Origin of the sequence: Congregibacter variabilis (assembly GCF_045689235.1) — a bacterium.
GTDB classification, from domain to species: domain Bacteria; phylum Pseudomonadota; class Gammaproteobacteria; order Pseudomonadales; family Halieaceae; genus Congregibacter; species Congregibacter variabilis.
In genome coordinates this window covers 2,562,037-2,580,330 of the sequence record NZ_CP136864.1, presented here as the reverse complement: position 1 = coordinate 2,580,330, position 18,294 = coordinate 2,562,037, and the positions used below count along the sequence as shown (strand labels likewise).

Here is an 18,294-nt window from a genome sequence, read left to right as displayed (position 1 = left end):
ATGCCCAGCAAAACAGATCTCGCGAATGCCATTCGCGCCCTTTCCATGGATGCTGTACAGCAGGCCAACAGCGGCCATCCCGGCGCCCCCATGGGCATGGCGGACATCGCCGAAGTACTTTGGAACGGGTTTATGCGTCATAACCCGCAAAACCCCGATTGGCCCAACCGTGACCGCTTTGTGCTGTCCAACGGGCACGGCTCCATGCTCATTTATTCACTGCTGCATCTCACCGGTTACGATCTGCCCATGGCGGAGTTGAAGAACTTCCGCCAACTCCACAGCAAAACGCCGGGTCATCCTGAGTACGGCTATGCGCCAGGCATAGAAACCACTACGGGTCCCCTGGGTCAGGGCATCAGTAATGCGGTTGGTATGGCGATCGCCGAGAAGGCCCTCGCCGCACAGTTCAACCGAGGCGATCATGAGGTGATCGACCACTTTACCTACGCATTCGTAGGAGATGGCTGCCTGATGGAAGGTATTTCCCACGAGGTATGCTCGCTTGCCGGCACTTTGGGCCTTGGAAAACTCATCGCCTATTACGATGATAACGGCATCTCTATCGACGGAGATGTAGCGGGCTGGTTCTCTGATGACACTCCCAAGCGCTTCGAGGCCTATGGCTGGCAGGTAATCGCGGGGGTCGATGGTCATGATTCGGCGGCGATCAAAGCCGCGACCGAGGCGGCGCGGGCTGACAGTTCTCGTCCGACACTGATTTGCTGTCGAACGGTGATCGGTAAAGGCTCGCCAAACAAGCAGGGCACGGCAGCGACGCACGGAGCACCTTTGGGTGCGGACGAAATCGCGGCAACCCGCGCCGCCATTGGGTGGGAGCATCCGGCCTTCGTCATCCCCGACGACATTTACGCAGGATGGGATGCCAAGACGACAGGTGCTGAGCATGAAGCCAGCTGGAACGCGATGATGGATGCATATCGAGCCGAATACCCGGACTTGGCCGCAGAATTGACTCGTAGACTATCCGGCCAGTTGCCCCAAGACTTTGCAGCTAATGCTCAGGCTTATGTGGAGCAGTGTCAGGCCAAAGGCGAAACCATCGCGTCTCGAAAAGCTTCTCAAAACGCCATCAATGCCCTCGGTCCTATGCTTCCGGAGTTCATGGGTGGCTCTGCAGACCTGGCGGGTTCCAATTTGACTCTTTGGTCTGGATCCCAAGGTCTGAGTGCGGACGATGCCGCGGGTAACTACATTTATTATGGCGTTCGCGAATTTGGTATGTCCGCGATTATGAACGGCATCGCCCTGCACGGTGGTTTTATCCCCTACGGTGCGACGTTCCTTATATTTATGGAGTATGCCCGCAACGCCGTTCGTATGGCGGCGCTTATGCGCCAGCGCTGCATATTTGTGTACACCCACGACTCTATTGGCCTCGGTGAAGATGGCCCTACGCACCAGCCGGTGGAGCAGCTCACCGCCCTTCGCGCCACCCCTGGCCTTAACACCTGGCGGCCCTGCGATGCGGTTGAGTCGGCGGTTTGCTGGAAGTCAGCCGTAGAGCGCCAGGACGGACCGTCAGCCCTTGTATTCTCCAGGCAGGGCTTGCCGCATCAGGAGCGAAGCGCAGAGCAGTTGGTGAACGTGGCACGCGGCGCTTATGTACTGCGTGACTGCGCCGGTACTCCAGAGGCGATCATTATTGCCACAGGTTCTGAGGTTGGGCTGGCGATGCAGGCCGCCGAGGCGTTGGCAGATCGCGCGATCCGCGTGGTCTCCATGCCCTGCCCCGAGGTTTTCGAGCAGCAGGATGCAGGCTACCGAGAGTCAGTGCTTCCCAGTGATTGCCTGGCGCGGGTTGCCGTAGAAGCTGCGCACGTCGATTACTGGCACAAATATGTGGGCCTTGATGGGCGTATCGTCGGTATGAGTACCTTTGGCGAATCCGCGCCGGCCAATGAGCTGTTTGAGCAGTTCGGATTTACTGTGGATAACGTCGCCGCCGTAGTTTCCGAGGTGCTGGAAGCCATATAAGCCCATGCTCAGAGTTGCCATCAATGGTTATGGACGCATCGGTCGAACCCTGCTGCGTGCGCTGCAGGAGAGTCCGCATCGTGATGCCGTGCAGGTGGTGGCAATCAATGAACTGGCGGACGCGACAACCGTTGCCCACCTGACCCGTTACGACTCTACCCATGGACGGTTTCCGGGAACGGTAGAGCTGCGCGGCGATCAGTTGCTTATCAACGGGCAGCAAAAGGTTCTTCTGCGGGAGCCGGATGTCGCTTGTCTTGATTGGAGAGGTATTGGCGTTGATATGCTCCTTGAGTGTTCCGGTGCCTTCTCTGACCGCCTCACCGCCGAGCAACATCTGGGCGTCGGAGCGCGGCGGGTACTGTTTTCTCAGCCAGCAGAACCGGATGTGGATGCGACTGTTGTCTATGGCGTGAACCATGAAAGCCTGCAGGCCCGGCATCGCATTGTGTCCGCGGCCTCTTGCACGACCAATGGGATCGTCCCGGTGATTGCGGCCCTGAACGCGGCGTTTGGCATTGATTACGGCACAATTACGACGATTCACTCAGCCATGAATGATCAGCCGGTTCTGGATGCATACCACAACACAGATTTGAGAAAGACCCGTGCTGCGGGGCAGTCCATCATCCCGGTAGATACCGGTCTTGCGCTGGGTGTTGAGCGAATCCTGCCCGATTTGTCTGGACGCTTTACGGCTCAGGCACTGCGGGTGCCCACGCTCAATGTATCCGCCATGGATCTGACCATAGTTACCCGACAGGACGTGAGTGTGAGCGATGTAAATCGAGCGTTGTCTGATGCTGCGGCCAGCAGTTTTAAAGGCGTGCTGGGCTATACCGAAGAGCCGCTTGCGTCCTGCGATTTCAACCGTGACAGTCGCTCCAGTATTATTGATGCCTGCCAGACCCGCGTTAGCGGTAAACGTTTAGTTAAAGTACTTACCTGGTTTGACAACGAATGGGGCTACGCTAATCGAATGTTGGATGTAGCGCGTTACTGGTCAGAGCTATCTGCCGAGGAGGCAAACACATGAGTCTTGCAGTGCAGCGAATGAGTGAGCTTGAGCTCACCGGGCAGCGGGTGCTTATTCGCGAAGACCTTAACGTTCCAATAAAGAACGAACGTGTTGGCTCAGATGCGCGTATTCGCGCTGCCCTGCCTACTATTCGACAGGCTCTGGCAGCCGGTGCTCGCGTGATCCTGATGTCGCACCTGGGCCGACCTGTAGAGGGTGAGTTTGATCAACAGTTCTCTTTGGAGCCGGTGGCAAAACATATGAGTAGCCTGCTTGAGTTGCCCGTGCGCCTGGTGGCTGACTGGCAAGATGGCGTTACCGTCGCTGACGGAGAGGTGGTGCTGTTAGAGAACGTACGCTTTAACGTCGGCGAAAAGAAAAACGAAGATACCCTTGCCAGGGCCTACGCAGCCTTGTGTGATGTGTTTGTGATGGATGCCTTCGGTACCGCACATCGCGCCCAGGCGTCGACCCACGGTGTGGCCCGCTTTGCACCGCAAGCCTGCGCCGGACCGCTGTTGGCGGGCGAACTTGAAGCTCTGGAAAAGGCTCTGGCGAACCCTGCACGGCCTATGGTCGCTATTGTCGGAGGGTCCAAAGTCTCAACCAAGCTTCAGGTCCTCGATTCTCTGTCAGATAAGGTTGATCAGCTCATTGTCGGGGGTGGAATTGCCAACACCTTTCTTGCTGCCGCGGGTCATCCGGTCGGTAAATCGCTGTGTGAGCATGAGCTTTTAGAGGAAGCTCGCCGTATTGGGGCCAAGACACATATTCCTCTACCGATCGATGTGGTCACTGCGGCTGAGTTTGCCGAAGATGCGGTCCCGCGGACCTGCTCTGTGGATGCGGTAGGTGATGAGGATATGATTCTTGATATCGGGCCACAGTCTGCTGCAGCCATGGCCGCTTTGTTAAAAGAAGCCGGCACTATTCTCTGGAATGGTCCCGTGGGTGTATTTGAATTCGACAACTTTGCCGGTGGCACCGAGGCTTTGGCGAAGGCAATTGCGGACAGCGTCGCATTTTCTCTTGCTGGGGGTGGCGACACCCTCGCCGCGATTGATAAGTTTGGGATAGCCGACAAAGTGTCCTATATATCTACCGGAGGTGGTGCCTTTCTGGAGTATGTTGAGGGGAAGGAGCTTCCTGCGGTGGCAGTGCTGGAAGAGCGCGCTCGTCAAGAATGAACAGCGATGGGGCTATTTATTTAGCCACCGTCGATCCAGCCACCTAGTGTGACTAAAGTTTTGAATAATCAGGGAGAACACGCATGGCTTTGATCAGTCTGCGCCAACTGCTGGATCACGCCGCAGAGCACGATTACGGCGTTCCGGCCTTTAACGTCAATAACCTCGAGCAGACCCGAGCCATCATGGAGGCCGCCGATGCGACGGATTCTCCGGTAATCATGCAAGCGAGTGCCGGAGCCCGTAAATACGCCGGCGCACCTTTCCTGCGAGCACTCATGGAGGCCGCGATGCGCGAGTTTCCGCATATTCCGGTGGTGGTGCATCAGGATCACGGCATGTCACCGGCAATCTGTCAGCGCTCCATTGCCCTGGGCTTTAGTTCGGTGATGATGGACGGCTCTTTGGGTGAAGACGGAAAGACGCCCATGGATTACGACTACAACGTTGATGTAACGCGCACCGCCGTTGCGATGGCTCACGCCTGCGGCGTATCCGTAGAGGGCGAGCTCGGCTGTCTGGGGTCCCTCGAAACCGGCGAGGCAGGCGAAGAAGACGGCTCTGGGGCGGCAGGCAAGCTTACCCACGAGCAGATGCTCACCGACCCGGAAGAGGCCGCGGCCTTTGTGAAGGCCACAGAAGTGGATGCTTTAGCCATTGCCTGTGGCACCAGCCACGGGGCCTACAAGTTTAGTCGCCCGCCTACCGGCGATATTCTGGCCATTGATCGAATTAAAGAGATCAATGCCCGTATTCCGGGCACTCACCTGGTGATGCATGGCTCTTCATCGGTGCCGCAGGATTGGCTTGCGATTATTAATGAATACGGTGGCGAGATTCCTGAGACCTACGGTGTGCCGGTAGAGCAGATTCAGGAAGGGATCCGTCACGGGGTGCGTAAAGTGAACATTGATACGGACCTTCGATTGGCCTCTACCGGTGCGATTCGGCGATTCCTCGCTCACAATCCAGCCGAATTTGATCCACGTAAGTACCTTAAAGAAACTCAGGTCGCTATGCGTGACATATGTATTGCGCGCTATGAGGCTTTTGGCACCGCGGGCAATGCCAGTAAGATCAAGGTGCTGTCACTGGATACTATGCAGCAGCGCTATGACGCCAGAGAGCTTGTGCCTCAGGTCAACTAGGGTCTCGGTTTGACGGTCGGTCGGTGCACAAGTGTACCGGCCGTTGCTTCAAGCCCTGAGTCTGCGGGCTTAGCTCAGTCCCTGCAGGTGTAAGGAGGTGGATACGCCCTCAAAAAACATCTGCACGGCGATAATTACCAAAATCATCCCCATCAAACGCTCCATGGCCATCAATCCGCGGTTGCCCAGGGCTTTGAGCAGTAGCGGCGAGGTCATCAGAATACCGGCAGACACTGCCCAGGCGCCTATAAGTGCGACGGTCCAGTCCAGCATGCGCGTCGGGTCTGTGTTGACCATAAGCATGGCGATAGCCAGCGATGAGGGGCCCGCAACCGCGGGTATGGCCAGTGGCACTATGAATGGCTCTCCATCAGGCGTATCTCCCAGCAGGCCATAGGGCGAGGGAAATATCATACGAATGGCGATCAAAAAGAGAATGATCGCACCACCAATGCTGATGGACTCCTGGCGCAGACCCATGGCTTCCAATGCCGCGCTCCCGCCGTAAAGAAATAACAGGAGCACTCCCAAAGCAATGAGGAGCTCCCTAAAAATCACCCAGTATCGGCGCCGCCCCTCTACATCTTTAAGTACCGAGAGGAATATGGGCACATTGCCCAGAGGGTCCATCACTAATACGAGAGTAATAAAGGCGCTTAAAACGGTGTCCACGGCAATGTTTCCAGGTTCACGAGTAAAGTGATGATGAATTCGCCTTTTCTGGCTGAAGACGGCGGGCGCGGGAGTATAAAGAGAGGTGGCCGCAGTCTCTACAGCTGAGCCTACCGTCGAGGCAAGCTTTTGCTAGACTCTCGGCTCCCAAGCGTACACAACCAGCAGGATCGCTATGTCTTTCACCTACCCTACCACCGCTCGCGCCCTGGTCGGCGTCTTCCTTCTTCTGGCGGGATCGCTCGTCGGGGCCGCCGAAGACGATTTTCCTGGATTTGAAAAGCTCATGAGTGAGCAGGAGTTTCAGGACACAGGGCTGAAGAAACTGTCCAGCAAGGAGCTTAAGTCGCTCAATGAATGGCTGATTCGATATACCGCCGGTGATGCACAGATTCTTCAGGTCAGTAGTGAAGCCGTGCGTGAGGCCGAAAAGGACTTTGAGATCGAAACCACGATCAGCGGAGAATTCTCCGGTTGGACCGGTAAAACCATTTTCCGTCTGGAGAACGGGCAGGTCTGGAAGCAGCGTCTGTCCGGCCGCTATGCCTACAGGGGCCCTGCTAACCCCAAAGTGCGCATCACCAAGAATTGGGTAGGCTTTTATATGCTGACGCTCATCGATGAGGACCGCAGCATTGGCGTCAGTCAGGTTCGTTAAGGCCGGGTAATGGCTGCTCAACTTGGGAAAAGGGTTGAATTGGTGGCGCTAAGTTACTGAATGTCGACCGCTCCTGTGCTACTACCTACCCAAATCATGTGAATTTTTCACAGTTCACCGCGAGGCAGAGTGTGTAATATCTGCCGCAGTTGGTAAAAACGAGTCGTCAGCTTTACGGCCATGGCCAACATCTCACTTCACAGGGGAAATATTATGCTACATAAAAAACCGCTAACGATGGCGGTCAGCGCCGCCGTCGGCGCAGCGTTCGCGATGGGAATGGCTCCGGTCAACGCCCAGGAAGAGCAGCTGGTTGAAGAAGTTGTCGTAACCGGTTCGCGTATTCAGCGTGCCAACCTCGTCTCTTCTAGCCCAGTTACACAGCTTGATAGCGAGCAGCTCCGTCTTACTGGTTTGACACGTGTCGAGGATGCCCTCGCCGCTATTCCGGCCATTTCTTTGGATCAATCATCAGGTCAGGCGATTGAAGCTGTTGGTACTGCCACGCTTCAGCTGCGTAACTTAGGTGCTCAGCGTACGCTGGTATTGATGAACGGTCGGCGCCTTCCTGCTAACTCACCAAACGGTGGCGATCAGTCATCTGCTGCGGACATTAACTTCATTCCTGGCCAGCTCATTGAGCGTGTCGAAGTTCTGACCGGTGGTGCATCCTCGACTTACGGCGCTGACGCTGTAGCGGGTGTTGTCAACTTCGTGATGATGGACGACTTCGAAGGCATTAAGCTTGACTTCCAAGCCGGTCAGTTCCGCGCTGACAACGACGGTGGTCTTGTTGCCGGTGCAGCCGATCGTGCAGGCCAGCCCTTCGCTACTGGTACCGCAACAGACGGTGACCAGTACGACATGACTTTGATCATGGGTGGCAATTTCGACAACGGACGTGGTAACGCAACAGCGTTTATGACTTACCGTGACATCGAAGGCGTTACACAGGCTAATCGTGACACTTCAGCATGTCCTGTACGTGCTAGTGGCGAGTGTCTGGGTTCTGGTACTAACCAATCCGGTTCCTGGATCGTTGGCGGCGAAAACTACCGCACCGAAGGCACCGAGTGGTTAGAAGGTCGTGGTCCAGGCTTTAACTTTGCCGCTCCATCGTTCTTCCAGCGTCCGGATCGTCGTACGACTTTCGGCACGTTTGCTCACTATGATGTGAACGAGAATGTAGAAGCGTACACAGAGCTGATGTTCATGGACACCAAGTCCGATACTCAGTTTGGTCCTTCTGGTGTGTTCTTCCGCACCTTTGACGATCTTAACTGTAACAACCCACTGCTTTCTGCACAGCAGCTGGGTATTACTGGTTGTACATCGCCTGACGATCGTTACACAGCGACACTGGGTCGTCGTAACGTAGAGGGTGGCCCACGTAAGGGTGCTCTGCGACACACCACTTACCGTGGTGTATTCGGTCTGCGTGGCGACATCAACGATAGCTGGCGTTATGACGTGTCCTATCAGTACGCTGAAGTGAACATGACTAACCGCAACACCAACTATGTTGACCTTATCCGTGTTGAAGAAGCGCTCAATGCCGTTCTGCTTGATGACGGAACTATCGGCTGTGAGTCTGGCAATGCGGCATGTGTGCCTTACAACGTTTATCAGACTGGCGGTGTAACAGACGAAGCAACCGGTTACTTCGGTCAGGTGGTTTACGAGAACGGTCGTACCACCCAGGAAGTCATGATGGGTTACGTTCAGGGTAGCCTGGGCGACTACGGCATCGCGTCACCGTTTGCTGAGAATGGCATCGAGGTCGTTGCTGGTGCTGAGTACCGTGAAGAGAGCTTGACTTACGACCTGTCTGACAACGCAGCGCGTGGCGATGCCGGCGGTTTCGGTGTTCCTGTTCCCGTTAACGGTCGCTATGACGTCAGCGAGATATACTTCGAGGCGAGCGTACCCTTAGTAGAAGATGCTCCGTTTATGCAGGCTCTGGTTCTTGATCTGGGCTATCGCTATTCGGATTACAGCACTGGTACCACGACAAACACCTACAAAGCGGCTGCAAGCTGGGATATCAATGCAGACGTCAAGATCCGCGGTAGCTTCCAGCGAGCTGTTCGTGCGCCAAACATTGTTGACCTGTTTGAGCCACAAAGTGCTGGCTTGTTCGCGATGGACCGTGACCCCTGTCTGAAGGCTAATCCAGGCGATAACGTGAGCTTGAGCGGTTACAGCTTTGAGCAGTGTGCACGGTCTGGTGTATCTCAGGCGATCTGGGATCGTGGTGGTCCTGAGAACAGCCCTGCGGCGCAGTACAACTCAACTGGCGGCGGCTCTACCGAGCTGGATCCAGAAGAGGCTGATACTCTGACCTTTGGTGCGATCTGGCAGCCGAGCTTCATTGAAGGCTTGTCTGTGAGCGTGGATTACTACGAGATCGAAATCACTGAGGCGATTCAGGGAATTCAGGAAGAGACTACGCTGCTTCAGTGTATCGAAACCGGTGACGCTGTATTCTGTGATCAGGTTAATCGTGGCCAGCTAGATACGCTATGGCTGGGTCAGGCAGCACCTGATAACGGCATCAACGCTGCGAAAACCAACATCGGTTTCTTGCTGGTGGAAGGTGTAGACGTTGAAGTTAACTACAACTTCGACGTTGGCGATATGGGTACAGTAAACATCGCTAACATCGCTGGTTTCGTGATGACTTACGATCAGGAAGAGTATCCTGGTGCGGGCGTGGTTGGCTGTGAAGGCACCTACGGTGGCGCATGTCAGATTCCTACACCTGACCTGAAGAACCGTTTCCAGGCTACCTGGGCGACGCCTTGGAACATCAATGCGAACCTGATCTGGCGTTATGTGGCCGGATCCACGCAGGAGTTCACCGATCAGCCTAACGACATCGATGATTACAACTACTTCGATATCGCGGCAACCTGGAACGTGACTGATACTGCAACACTGCGCTTCGGTATCAACAACGTGTTGGATGAAGATCCTCCCTTTGTGTACCAGGGTGTAACCGCTCGTGAGAACGGAAACACTTATCCAGGAATCTATGATCCCCTGGGCCAGTACTGGTTCCTTGGTGGAACACTGCAGTTCTGATCCCCTGGGCGGGGGTAACCCCGCCCGACAGAATGCAAGGGCCGACATTGTCGGCCCTTTTTTTTGCTCCATCATTAAGGTCTAATCACGCCGAGCCTTGGACGCATCAGGAGTTGTGTTAACCACTGTGAATCAGAATTATCGCCAGTCATTACAAGCGGCGAATCAGCTATTGCGTGCCCAAAGGGGCGCAGAAAGCCTGCGTTTGTGTCAACAGCTATTGCAGCAGAACCCCAATGAACCTAATGCCCTGCAATTACTTGGCCTGAGTCAGCAGCAAATAGGTGACGTTGCGGCAGCGGAGCTCAGCTTTAAAGCAGCGCTTAAGGCGGCGCCGAAGCTGCCTCAGCCATTGCTTGCCTATGCAGCATTCTTGCGACAGCGTGGCCGCTTTGCCCAAGCCAAAGAGACACTGGAGAGTGCTCTTGCCCTGGCACCCGAGCTGGTGGACGTGTGGAACGCCTTGGCGCGACTGCACTATCAGCAGGAACTCTGGTCCGAGGCCATGTCTTACACGCTCAAGGCGGTGGAGTTGGCGCCGGGGGCGGCGCCTTTGTGGGAGCTGGCCACTGCCATTGCGCAAAAACAGCACGATGTGCCGCGCGCTCTGGAGCTCTGTCGTGCCGGCCTCAAGCACAGCCCCAAGGCGCCCCGCCTGCACTATTCTCTGGCGCAGCTATTACGTCAGGACTGTGAGTTTGCAGAGGCTGCCAAGGCCTATGAACAGGCCAGGCTGCTGGGCTTCGAGCAGCCCGACCTGTATCGCAACCGTGCGGAAGCCCTGCTGGATTCTGGGGACATTGGTGCGGCGGTGACTTGTGCCAATGCAGGGGTAGAGCGTTTTCCTGCGCATGCTTTGCTTCAGCAAACTGCGGCCCAGCTGAGCTTTAGCTCCGGCGCAAAGCGCGACCACCTGGAGAAGTTGCGTTCCACGGCGCGGCAGCAGCCCGAAAACCCCGCGCTTTGGCAAACCTTGATTGAGCTTATGAAGCGCCTCGGTGAGGAAGACGATGTGGCTGAGACGCTGCAGGATGCCCAGCGTTTAGGCTGTCCTGCTACGCTGAATCTGCAAGTCCTGGGCGCACTGGATCTGGCTGAGCGAGGACAAGATGTCGAGGCGCTTGGGCGTCTGCAGCGGCTTTGCGATGAAAGTCCTGATAGTAGTTATGCAAGCCATAACTTTGCGATGCAGTTACTGTGCTGCAATGAAGCTGAGCGTGCCGAAAGCGTGTCTGCAAACTGGTTATCCAAAAACCCTTACGATCAAATCATGTTGGCCTATCGCGGTACCGCCTTACAGCTGCTGGGTGACGATCGTGAGAGCTGGCTTATGGATTATGATCGTATGGTGCTTCCCATTGAGGTTCCGGCTCCACCGGAGTTTGCCAGCCGCGAGGAATACTTTGCGGAGTTGGCGCGCATCCTTGAGGGGCTTCATCACAGTAACGCCCAGCCTATTGAGCAAAGTGTCCGAGGCGGTACTCAGACCAATGGTTTTTTGTTTCGCCTCAAAGAGCCCTTATTGCTGGGTTTGGAGCATCAGCTTCAGCTTGCCATCGCCGGGGCTTTGCAAAACATGCCCACGGATGCCGATCACCCCTTCTGGGGGCGAAACACACGGCCGTCAAAGGCGACGGATCTGCGCATGGCCGGGGCCTGGTCCGTGCGCCTGAGTGATCAGGGCTTTCATGCCAATCACATCCACCCCGAAGGTTGGGTAAGCTCGGCGCTCTATATCTCGCTTCCTGATGAAGTCCAGCAGGGGCAGGGCACCGAGGGGCACATTCAGTTTGGCCGGCCCATGAAAGAACTGGGTCTGGATCTGGAGCCTCGTCGAATCGTGAAACCCGTCGTTGGCACCCTGGTGTTGTTCCCATCGTACATGTGGCACGGCACACTACCTTTTCATTCTGATCAGCCGCGAATCACTGTGGCCTTTGATCTACTTCCCGGGGCTCGTTGAGCCCCATAGTTGAGGATTTTCATGAGCGATACTCCCGGCAGCATGCCCGGCAACACCCCGATCGATCCAACGAAACCAACTTTGCAGGACCTGCTAAACGAGGGCTCTCAGCTGGTACAGGCTCGACGTCTGCAGGATGCCGAGACTTTGGCCAAAGCGTTACTCAGCGAGTTTGGTGATAACGCTGAGGTGCGATTTTTTGCCTCGGACGTTGAAAGTCTAAGGGGTGACGCGCCGGCGGCCTTAGAACACCTGGATGCCCTGGAGGAGTCTCTGGGCAGCAAGCCCCGGGTTCTTCTTCGCAAAGCGCAGCTCTGCCTTTTTGATGGCCAGTGGCAGCGCGCACTGAGTTGCGCGCGAGAGGTCGATTTACTGGAGGCCAGGGAGCGGGAGCTGGCCGCTTTATCACAGGTATTCATTGAGCTTGGCCAGCACAAAGAGGCGCGCAACTGTTTGCTTATTGCGCGAGACAAGAATCCCGAGAGCGTGCAGCTGCTGTATCTTCTAGCTGTGTCCGAGGTGCAACTGGATATGCTCGAAGAAGCACAGAAGCATCTGACGCAGGTTCTGGAGCTGTCCCCAGCCGATCCCGGTGCCTTGCACCTGCGAGCGCAGTTGCGCAGCTGGTCAGTCGAGGAGAATCATGTAGCGGAGCTGCGCGATGTCCTGACAAACAGTAGTGAGCCCCAACTTACAGCGATCGCTAGTTATTCTCTCGCTAAAGAGCTTGAGGATCTCGGCTCTTATGTGGAATCCTATGCTGCCTACAGCGCCGGGGCCGAAGCTTACAGAGGCCTTATTAACTACGATCCGGCCACCGAGCTGGGTGCTCAGCAGGATATTCGCGATACCTTTACACCTGCGCGGGTCGCCAAGCTTGTGCGCGGCGACGACCTGCCCGGACCCATATTTATCGTCGGTATGCCGCGCTCTGGAATTCGCCTGGCGGAGCGAGTCCTTGCGAGTCACAGCGCCGTGACCGGAGCTGGTGAGTTGGGTGAACTCCGGCGGATCCTGGGGCTTTTAGCAAGAGACGCAGCTCCGGCTGAAGTGTCTGACGCTGAGGCTACCATCGCCGTGGACTTTGCAGAGCTTGGCCGACGCTACATGTCAGCTGCGCGAGAGCGCGTTGGTGACGTCGCCCGCTTCGTGGATTGCACGTCTAACAACTTTTTGTACTGTGGCCACATCCTGGCTGCCATGCCGGGCGCGCGCATCATTCACATGCAGCGTGATGCGTTGGATACCTGTTACTCAGTTTTTAAATCACTGATTTTTGGTGCCCACAGCTACTCCTACAATCTTGAGGAGCTGGCGGACTACTACCAGAGCTATCGTGCACACATGCAGCATTGGCGAGAGGCTTTTCCAGGGCAAATTTTGGATGTGAGTTACGAGGGCCTCGTCCAGAACACTGACGCCGAGACTCGCCGGATGCTGGACTTTTGCAGTCTGGAGTTTGAACAGGGAATGCTCGAACCCGGCATTACGACGCCCATCAATACGATAATCAGCGCCTCCAAGTTGCTGCCGGCATTGCATAGCAACGCTATTGGATCGGCTGAGCGGGCTGGCCCTGGTTTTGATGTGTTGCGTTCGCGCTTGGGGGACGCCGGGGTGCTTGGCTAAAAGCTCTCGGTTTTAAAGTCTTTGCCTCGGCGGATCTTTTCGAAGCTGCTGGGGCCCTGCTGCCGCCTTTGCGAAAAATGAGACACAGTTCCGTATTTGTCTGTGCCTTTTACACGCTCCTTCGCCTACTTCTAAAGTATTGCCCGGGGAGTCTGCATCCCATTGTTTTATAAGCATATTATTTCCCTTTCTTTTTGTGGCATGTGCCTTGCGGTGTTTTAAGCATCCAAGGCCTGCGTGCGTCAAAAGTCCCGCCATAGGTCAAACGGAACCGATTGTTCAATGAAAGGATTATGATCAAATGCGTAAATCGACCAGCGACTCCACGATACTCCGCCATGTTTGCGGGACACTTTTAACCATTGGCTTGGGGCTGGGGTTTTCCAGTGTTGCATCTGCCGGACTCATTCATTTGTGGGAAGCCAATGGCGACGCGACGGATTCTGTGGGCGGTGTAGACGGCACGCTTGCCGCAGGTGTCACTTACGCTGCGGGATTCGATGGCCAAGCTTTCTCCTTTGATGGTCAAGGAGGCTTATTCAGCGCGAATGTGGATATCAGCCCTAGCAATTTCGGGGCAATCACCTTTGGCGCGTGGGTGAATATTGCCAGCGTTCCTAACAATCGTGGCTGGGTGATCGGACACGACAACGGTGGTTACGATCGATCTATATCACTGCATGACAGCCGATTCTCGGGCAGCAACATAAAGCCTGCAGCAGGGGTTGGAAAAACGTATACCTCTACTTTGGCTGACCTGACCTTGAACGAGTGGAAGTTCGTTGCTGCCTCTTACCAGGGGAACGGGCAAACTACGACTGTGTATTTTGATGGACAATCTCAAGAAGTGTTGGGAACGAACAACAGCAACGGTAACAGCTTCTTCACGGTTGGTGGTTTAAGCACCTATGCTGGTCATCAAATCAACGGCTTGGTCGATAACATCTTTATTTATGACCGCGCTCTTTCCGTCGCCGAGCTGCGCAACATCGAAGCGAATGGGCTTCCGGTACCTGCGCCCGCAACGCTTGCGCTCATCGGTCTGGGTCTTGCAGGTCTTGGCTGGCAGCGTCGTAGGTCTTAATGAGTACTTCTGGTATTCGAGCCCACTTCGGTGGGCTTTTTATTGCGCGCTATTTGCCCGCCCCCGCCAGCCAATCCCGGTGCGTGCCCAGCAGCGCCGAGACCATGCTGCGCTCGGCCTCCGTCAGCAGCGGGTTCCAGATATCAAAAATCATAATCACGCGAGTCTGGTCTGCGTCATTCCAGGCTTCGTGCTCAATGGTGTCATCAAAGGCCCAGGCCTCTCCGATGCGCCACTCCCGCACCTCATTGCCCACACGAAACCCCGCCGGTCCGGGTAAAATTAGCGGTAAATGCACGAGCAGTCGGGTATTGGTGGAGCCTGTGTGCGGGGGTATCTTCGTGTGTGGCGCCAGTGCCGAAAACAGTGCGGTGGGTGCAAAGTCGGGCTGATCTGCCAGCGGAAGCTGCTCTAGCACAGCAGTGGTTTTTGGGCAGCGGGCCATGGCTTCTTTTTGTGGCTGGCCATCTTTCCAAAGCCACAATGAACTCCAGTTATCCGAGTGATTCAGGGGTTTGAACTGATTTTCTGGCGTGCCCGGCGCGTACTGTACGTAGGGCTTAAAGCCCGGCAGCCCTTCGTTCATTAGCGACTGGAGTTCGCCCTGAATGGTTTCAGTGGCGGCTTCGAGGGTTTCGAACCACGGAAAATAGCTGCGATCAAAAAATGGAATCGCCGGCAGACGCGGATAGTGCACTTGTACTGGCTCGGCGTTGTAAACGCGTTTTACGCCGGCTACGACGTCCATACACTCTTCAAATCGCCCCAGGGATTCACCGCCATGCTCCTGCATCAGCGGGCTTAGGGTGTCGCGAAAGTAGCTCGCCATTGCCGCTGCTTGCTCGTCTACGACTTCCTGGGCGCGTTGCAGTGGTGGGCGAAGGGACGCGGGGGTGTCTGAATCCGGGGGCGCTATACGCAGCACATCTTTATACACCTGGGCAGCCGTACGCATATCGCCCATTTGCTCGAGTATGGCGCCTTTGGACAGCATGGGCATAAAGGCATAGGGGTCGATGGCCAACGCGTTATTGAGCGCCTTGATGGCGGCTGGCAGGTCTCCCAGAGCACGCTGGGCAATAGCCACGTTCATATGAAAGTCCACGTAGCCGGCTAGTTGCGGTGCTGCGCTTTGCAAATAGCTCAGAGCGCCTCGGGGGTCGCCCTGTCGGACCATCGCCTGCGAGTCGACAATGATTTTTTTTAGCTCAGGCCCAGCGACCATGATTCAGTACCTTATTTTGTAGGTGCGACGCATGTTTGCTGCGGCGACGACCTGTCCATTCTCGAGTTTTGGGCGGAAGCGCACGCTCCGCAGGTAGCGGTAGGCGCGGTTGATTGTGGACTTTGCATGTTCGCCTGTAGCATCGGTAGTTACATTGATATCGATGGCTTCGCCATGACGTGACACAGCGAAATCAATGTCCACTTCCGCCAGATTGAGCGTTCCCACCGGCACGGCACCGGGGTTGAAGACCGTCTCCAGGGGCAGCTCAAGCGGATTATTAAAGGTGCTTGCCAGCCATGCCTCAGCGCCCTCTTCGGCGGCCCTGATATTCCAGGTTTCTTTATACATACGTACCGCAGGTGCGTAGCGCCGATGCCACTGATACCAGTCGGCGATAGCCAGTCGAGCGTTGGCGCGTTCATCAGCACTGCTCCCCGGATTTGCAGCTATGACTCGTTCTTTATGCTCAAGGGCCTGCAGACCATAACGGAAATTGTGTTCCTGCAATCTCCAGAACCTCAACTGTGCTTCGCTTGCAACATCAAAGCCGGCCATCTGTCCCGTGCTCGCACTGAAGCCGGTTTCGCGCTCGCCGGGATACACGGATATCAAATAGGACAGCTCGACTTTACCTTGCAGGTAGTCCAGTAATTCAGGGCTGGTATCGCCTTGGGCTGCTACAACCTCCTCTATGGCTCGGTCATAAAGGTCACTGATTCCCACAAGTCGAGGAAAGCGCTGATAGTCGATGTCACCCAGGTAGACGCCGCGCATCCAATCGGCATAGCGCAGGGTGGCTTCACGGAGCTCGTCATTCCCCGCATGCTGCTGACCATTGCTTTTGATCCGGTAGAGGTAGGCCTGCTGTTTGTCCGCGGCGGCGTAGTCCCCGCGGCGGATATGCGTGGCGATGAGTTGTTCGAGCATGGAAAGCTGCGCGGGGGTGTTCAGGCCATCATTTACACGGGCCAGGTGAATCCCTCGACTGAAGGCTCGCAGTGCCTGATTGACGCGGTTCTCCGCGAGATAGGCCGAGCCTAGATATTCAAGCGTGGTCGCCAGACCCGGCGACATAGGGCCTTCTTCCAGCTCCTGGCGTTCCAGGGTTTCCAGCAGCACCTTGGAGGACGCCGGAGGATCAAGTGGTTCAGCGACGAGAAATTGTGCGGCGGCCCGCGGGTCGTCTTCTCGAAACATGCTAGCGCCATAGTAGGTCGGCGCTGAGGGCTGGGGCATCATCGATGAGCAGCACTGCGTACCATCACCGTCAACAAACTGCGCGAGACAAAGAGGCGCGAACGCAAGCGCCAGCAGCGCTGCGAGCGCCGTGCTGGATTTTTGGATCTTGTGCCTGTTTAAAACAATACTCGACACCGCAATGTAGTTTCCAGCGCCGTCAATTTCTCGAGGGCGAGCTCTGAGTATTCAGCATCAATATCGATTACTACGTAGCCTACGTGCTCGTTGGTTTGTAGGTATTGCGCGACAATATTGACCCCAATTTCTGAAAAAATGTTGTTAATTGCGCCCATCACGCCCGGAACGTTCCTGTGTATATGTAACAAGCGATGGCTGCCTTCGTGCTCCGGCAGTGCTACTTCAGGCATATTAACCGAACTTGTGGTCGTACCGTTGTCAGAATAGCGCGACAGTTTTTCGGCAACCTCTGCTCCGATGTTGGCCTGAGCCTCCATGGTGCTGCCGCCTACATGCGGCGTCAGGAAAGCATTGTCGAAGGCCCTCAGCGGCGATATGAACTCGTCGTCATTGGAGCGAGGCTCTACCGGGAATACATCAATTGCCGTACCCCGAATATGCTCACTCTCCAGTGCCGCGGCCAGAGCGTCAATGTCCACCACCGTACCTCGGGACGCATTGATGAGGATGCTGCCTTTGGGCATCAAGGCGAGTTCTCGCTCTCCAATCATGTTTTCGGTTGCCGCAGTTTCGGGTACATGCAGGCTCACTACATCGGAGTTGGCCAGTAGCGCATCCAAACTAATGACTTGCTGGGCATTGCCCAAGGGCAGCCGATTGATCACATCGTGAAACTGTACACGCATACCCAGGCCTTCAGCGATAATGCCCAACTGCATGCCGATGTTGCCGTAGCCTATGATTCCCAGACGTTTGCCGCGAATCTCGTAAGAGTGAGCCGCGGATTTTTGCCACTGGCCGCGATGTGCTGCAGCGTTCTTGGCCGCTAAGCCCCGCAGTAGAATAATCGCTTCGGCGATGACCAGTTCGGCCACGCTGCGGGTGTTTGAAAATGGTGCATTAAAAACCACGATTCCGCGGCGCGTGGCAGCATCCAGATCCACCTGATTCGTGCCGATACAAAAACAGCCAATAGCAATAAGTTTTGGGGCTGCAGCGAGAATCTCTTCACTGAGCTGGGTCCGTGAACGGATGCCGACAAAGTGCGCGGAGGCGATCGCTGTTTTAAGCTCCTCTGGCGGTAGGGACTTACTGTGATGCTCAATATTGAAATACCCGGCGCGATTCAGGATTTCGATGGCAGAAGGGTGAACCCCCTCGAGCAAGAGGATACGAATCTTGGTTTTTTCGAGGGACTGCTGCGCCATTTTGGGTAACTCTGTAGGGTACTTCGGGATGATGTTCACG

Annotated in this window: 13 protein-coding genes; 9 read left to right on the top strand and 4 right to left on the bottom strand. The window is 55.8% G+C overall.

Translation table 11 applies throughout. The annotated features are described in order from the left end of the window. The 4 genes from tkt to fba all read left to right on the top strand — a co-directional run bounded on the left by tkt (position 1) and on the right by fba (position 5,351). Positions 1–1,998, top strand: a complete 1,998-nt coding sequence (gene tkt / locus R0135_RS11345; RefSeq protein WP_407346966.1) for a transketolase — start codon at positions 1–3, stop codon at positions 1,996–1,998. A 4-nt stretch (positions 1,999–2,002) separates the two neighbouring features. After that, positions 2,003–3,034 carry a type I glyceraldehyde-3-phosphate dehydrogenase gene (locus R0135_RS11340; RefSeq protein WP_407346965.1) on the top strand — a complete coding sequence of 344 codons (1,032 nt, stop codon included), beginning with the start codon at positions 2,003–2,005 and terminating at the stop codon, positions 3,032–3,034. Further along, on the top strand, positions 3,031–4,203 hold the full coding sequence (locus tag R0135_RS11335; RefSeq protein WP_407346964.1) for a phosphoglycerate kinase: 1,173 nt from the start codon (positions 3,031–3,033) through the stop codon (positions 4,201–4,203). Before R0135_RS11340 ends, R0135_RS11335 begins: the two co-directional genes overlap by 4 nt. Positions 4,204–4,286: 83 nt before the next feature. Beyond that, positions 4,287–5,351, top strand: a complete 1,065-nt coding sequence (gene fba / locus R0135_RS11330) for a class II fructose-bisphosphate aldolase (RefSeq protein ID WP_407346963.1) — start codon at positions 4,287–4,289, stop codon at positions 5,349–5,351. A gap of 69 nt (positions 5,352–5,420) precedes the next feature. Here fba and R0135_RS11325 read toward each other — a convergent pair whose 3' ends face one another. Then, positions 5,421–6,023, bottom strand: a complete 603-nt coding sequence (locus R0135_RS11325; RefSeq protein WP_407346962.1) for a MarC family protein — start codon at positions 6,021–6,023, stop codon at positions 5,421–5,423. 175 nt (positions 6,024–6,198) lie between these two features. On the opposite strand from R0135_RS11325, the gene R0135_RS11320 reads away from it, so the two are divergent. From R0135_RS11320 to R0135_RS11300, 5 genes are all read left to right on the top strand, one after another. Then, complete coding sequence (locus R0135_RS11320; protein WP_407346961.1) at positions 6,199–6,681, top strand: hypothetical protein; 483 nt, start codon at positions 6,199–6,201, stop codon at positions 6,679–6,681. A gap of 213 nt (positions 6,682–6,894) precedes the next feature. Further along, entirely contained in the window at positions 6,895–9,765 is a 2,871-nt protein-coding gene (locus tag R0135_RS11315) for a TonB-dependent receptor domain-containing protein (protein WP_407346960.1), read from the top strand. A gap of 127 nt (positions 9,766–9,892) precedes the next feature. Continuing rightward, a complete protein-coding gene (locus R0135_RS11310) occupies positions 9,893–11,728 on the top strand; it encodes a putative 2OG-Fe(II) oxygenase (RefSeq protein WP_407346959.1) in 1,836 nt (611 codons plus the stop codon). A gap of 21 nt (positions 11,729–11,749) precedes the next feature. Next, a complete protein-coding gene (locus R0135_RS11305) occupies positions 11,750–13,357 on the top strand; it encodes a tetratricopeptide repeat-containing sulfotransferase family protein (protein WP_407346958.1) in 1,608 nt (535 codons plus the stop codon). A 301-nt stretch (positions 13,358–13,658) separates the two neighbouring features. Beyond that, on the top strand, positions 13,659–14,441 hold the full coding sequence (locus tag R0135_RS11300; protein WP_407346957.1) for a LamG-like jellyroll fold domain-containing protein: 783 nt from the start codon (positions 13,659–13,661) through the stop codon (positions 14,439–14,441). A gap of 49 nt (positions 14,442–14,490) precedes the next feature. Here R0135_RS11300 and R0135_RS11295 read toward each other — a convergent pair whose 3' ends face one another. From R0135_RS11295 to serA, 3 genes are all read right to left on the bottom strand, one after another. Continuing rightward, positions 14,491–15,666: an aspartyl/asparaginyl beta-hydroxylase domain-containing protein gene (locus R0135_RS11295; RefSeq protein ID WP_407346956.1), complete on the bottom strand. Its 1,176-nt coding sequence runs from the start codon at positions 15,664–15,666 to the stop codon at positions 14,491–14,493. A 3-nt stretch (positions 15,667–15,669) separates the two neighbouring features. Beyond that, complete coding sequence (locus R0135_RS11290; protein ID WP_407346955.1) at positions 15,670–16,866, bottom strand: hypothetical protein; 1,197 nt, start codon at positions 16,864–16,866, stop codon at positions 15,670–15,672. Between the two features lie 158 nt (positions 16,867–17,024). Beyond that, positions 17,025–18,254, bottom strand: coding sequence for a phosphoglycerate dehydrogenase (gene serA, locus R0135_RS11285; protein ID WP_407346954.1), 1,230 nt, complete (start codon positions 18,252–18,254; stop codon positions 17,025–17,027). Positions 18,255–18,294 lie beyond the last annotated feature (40 nt).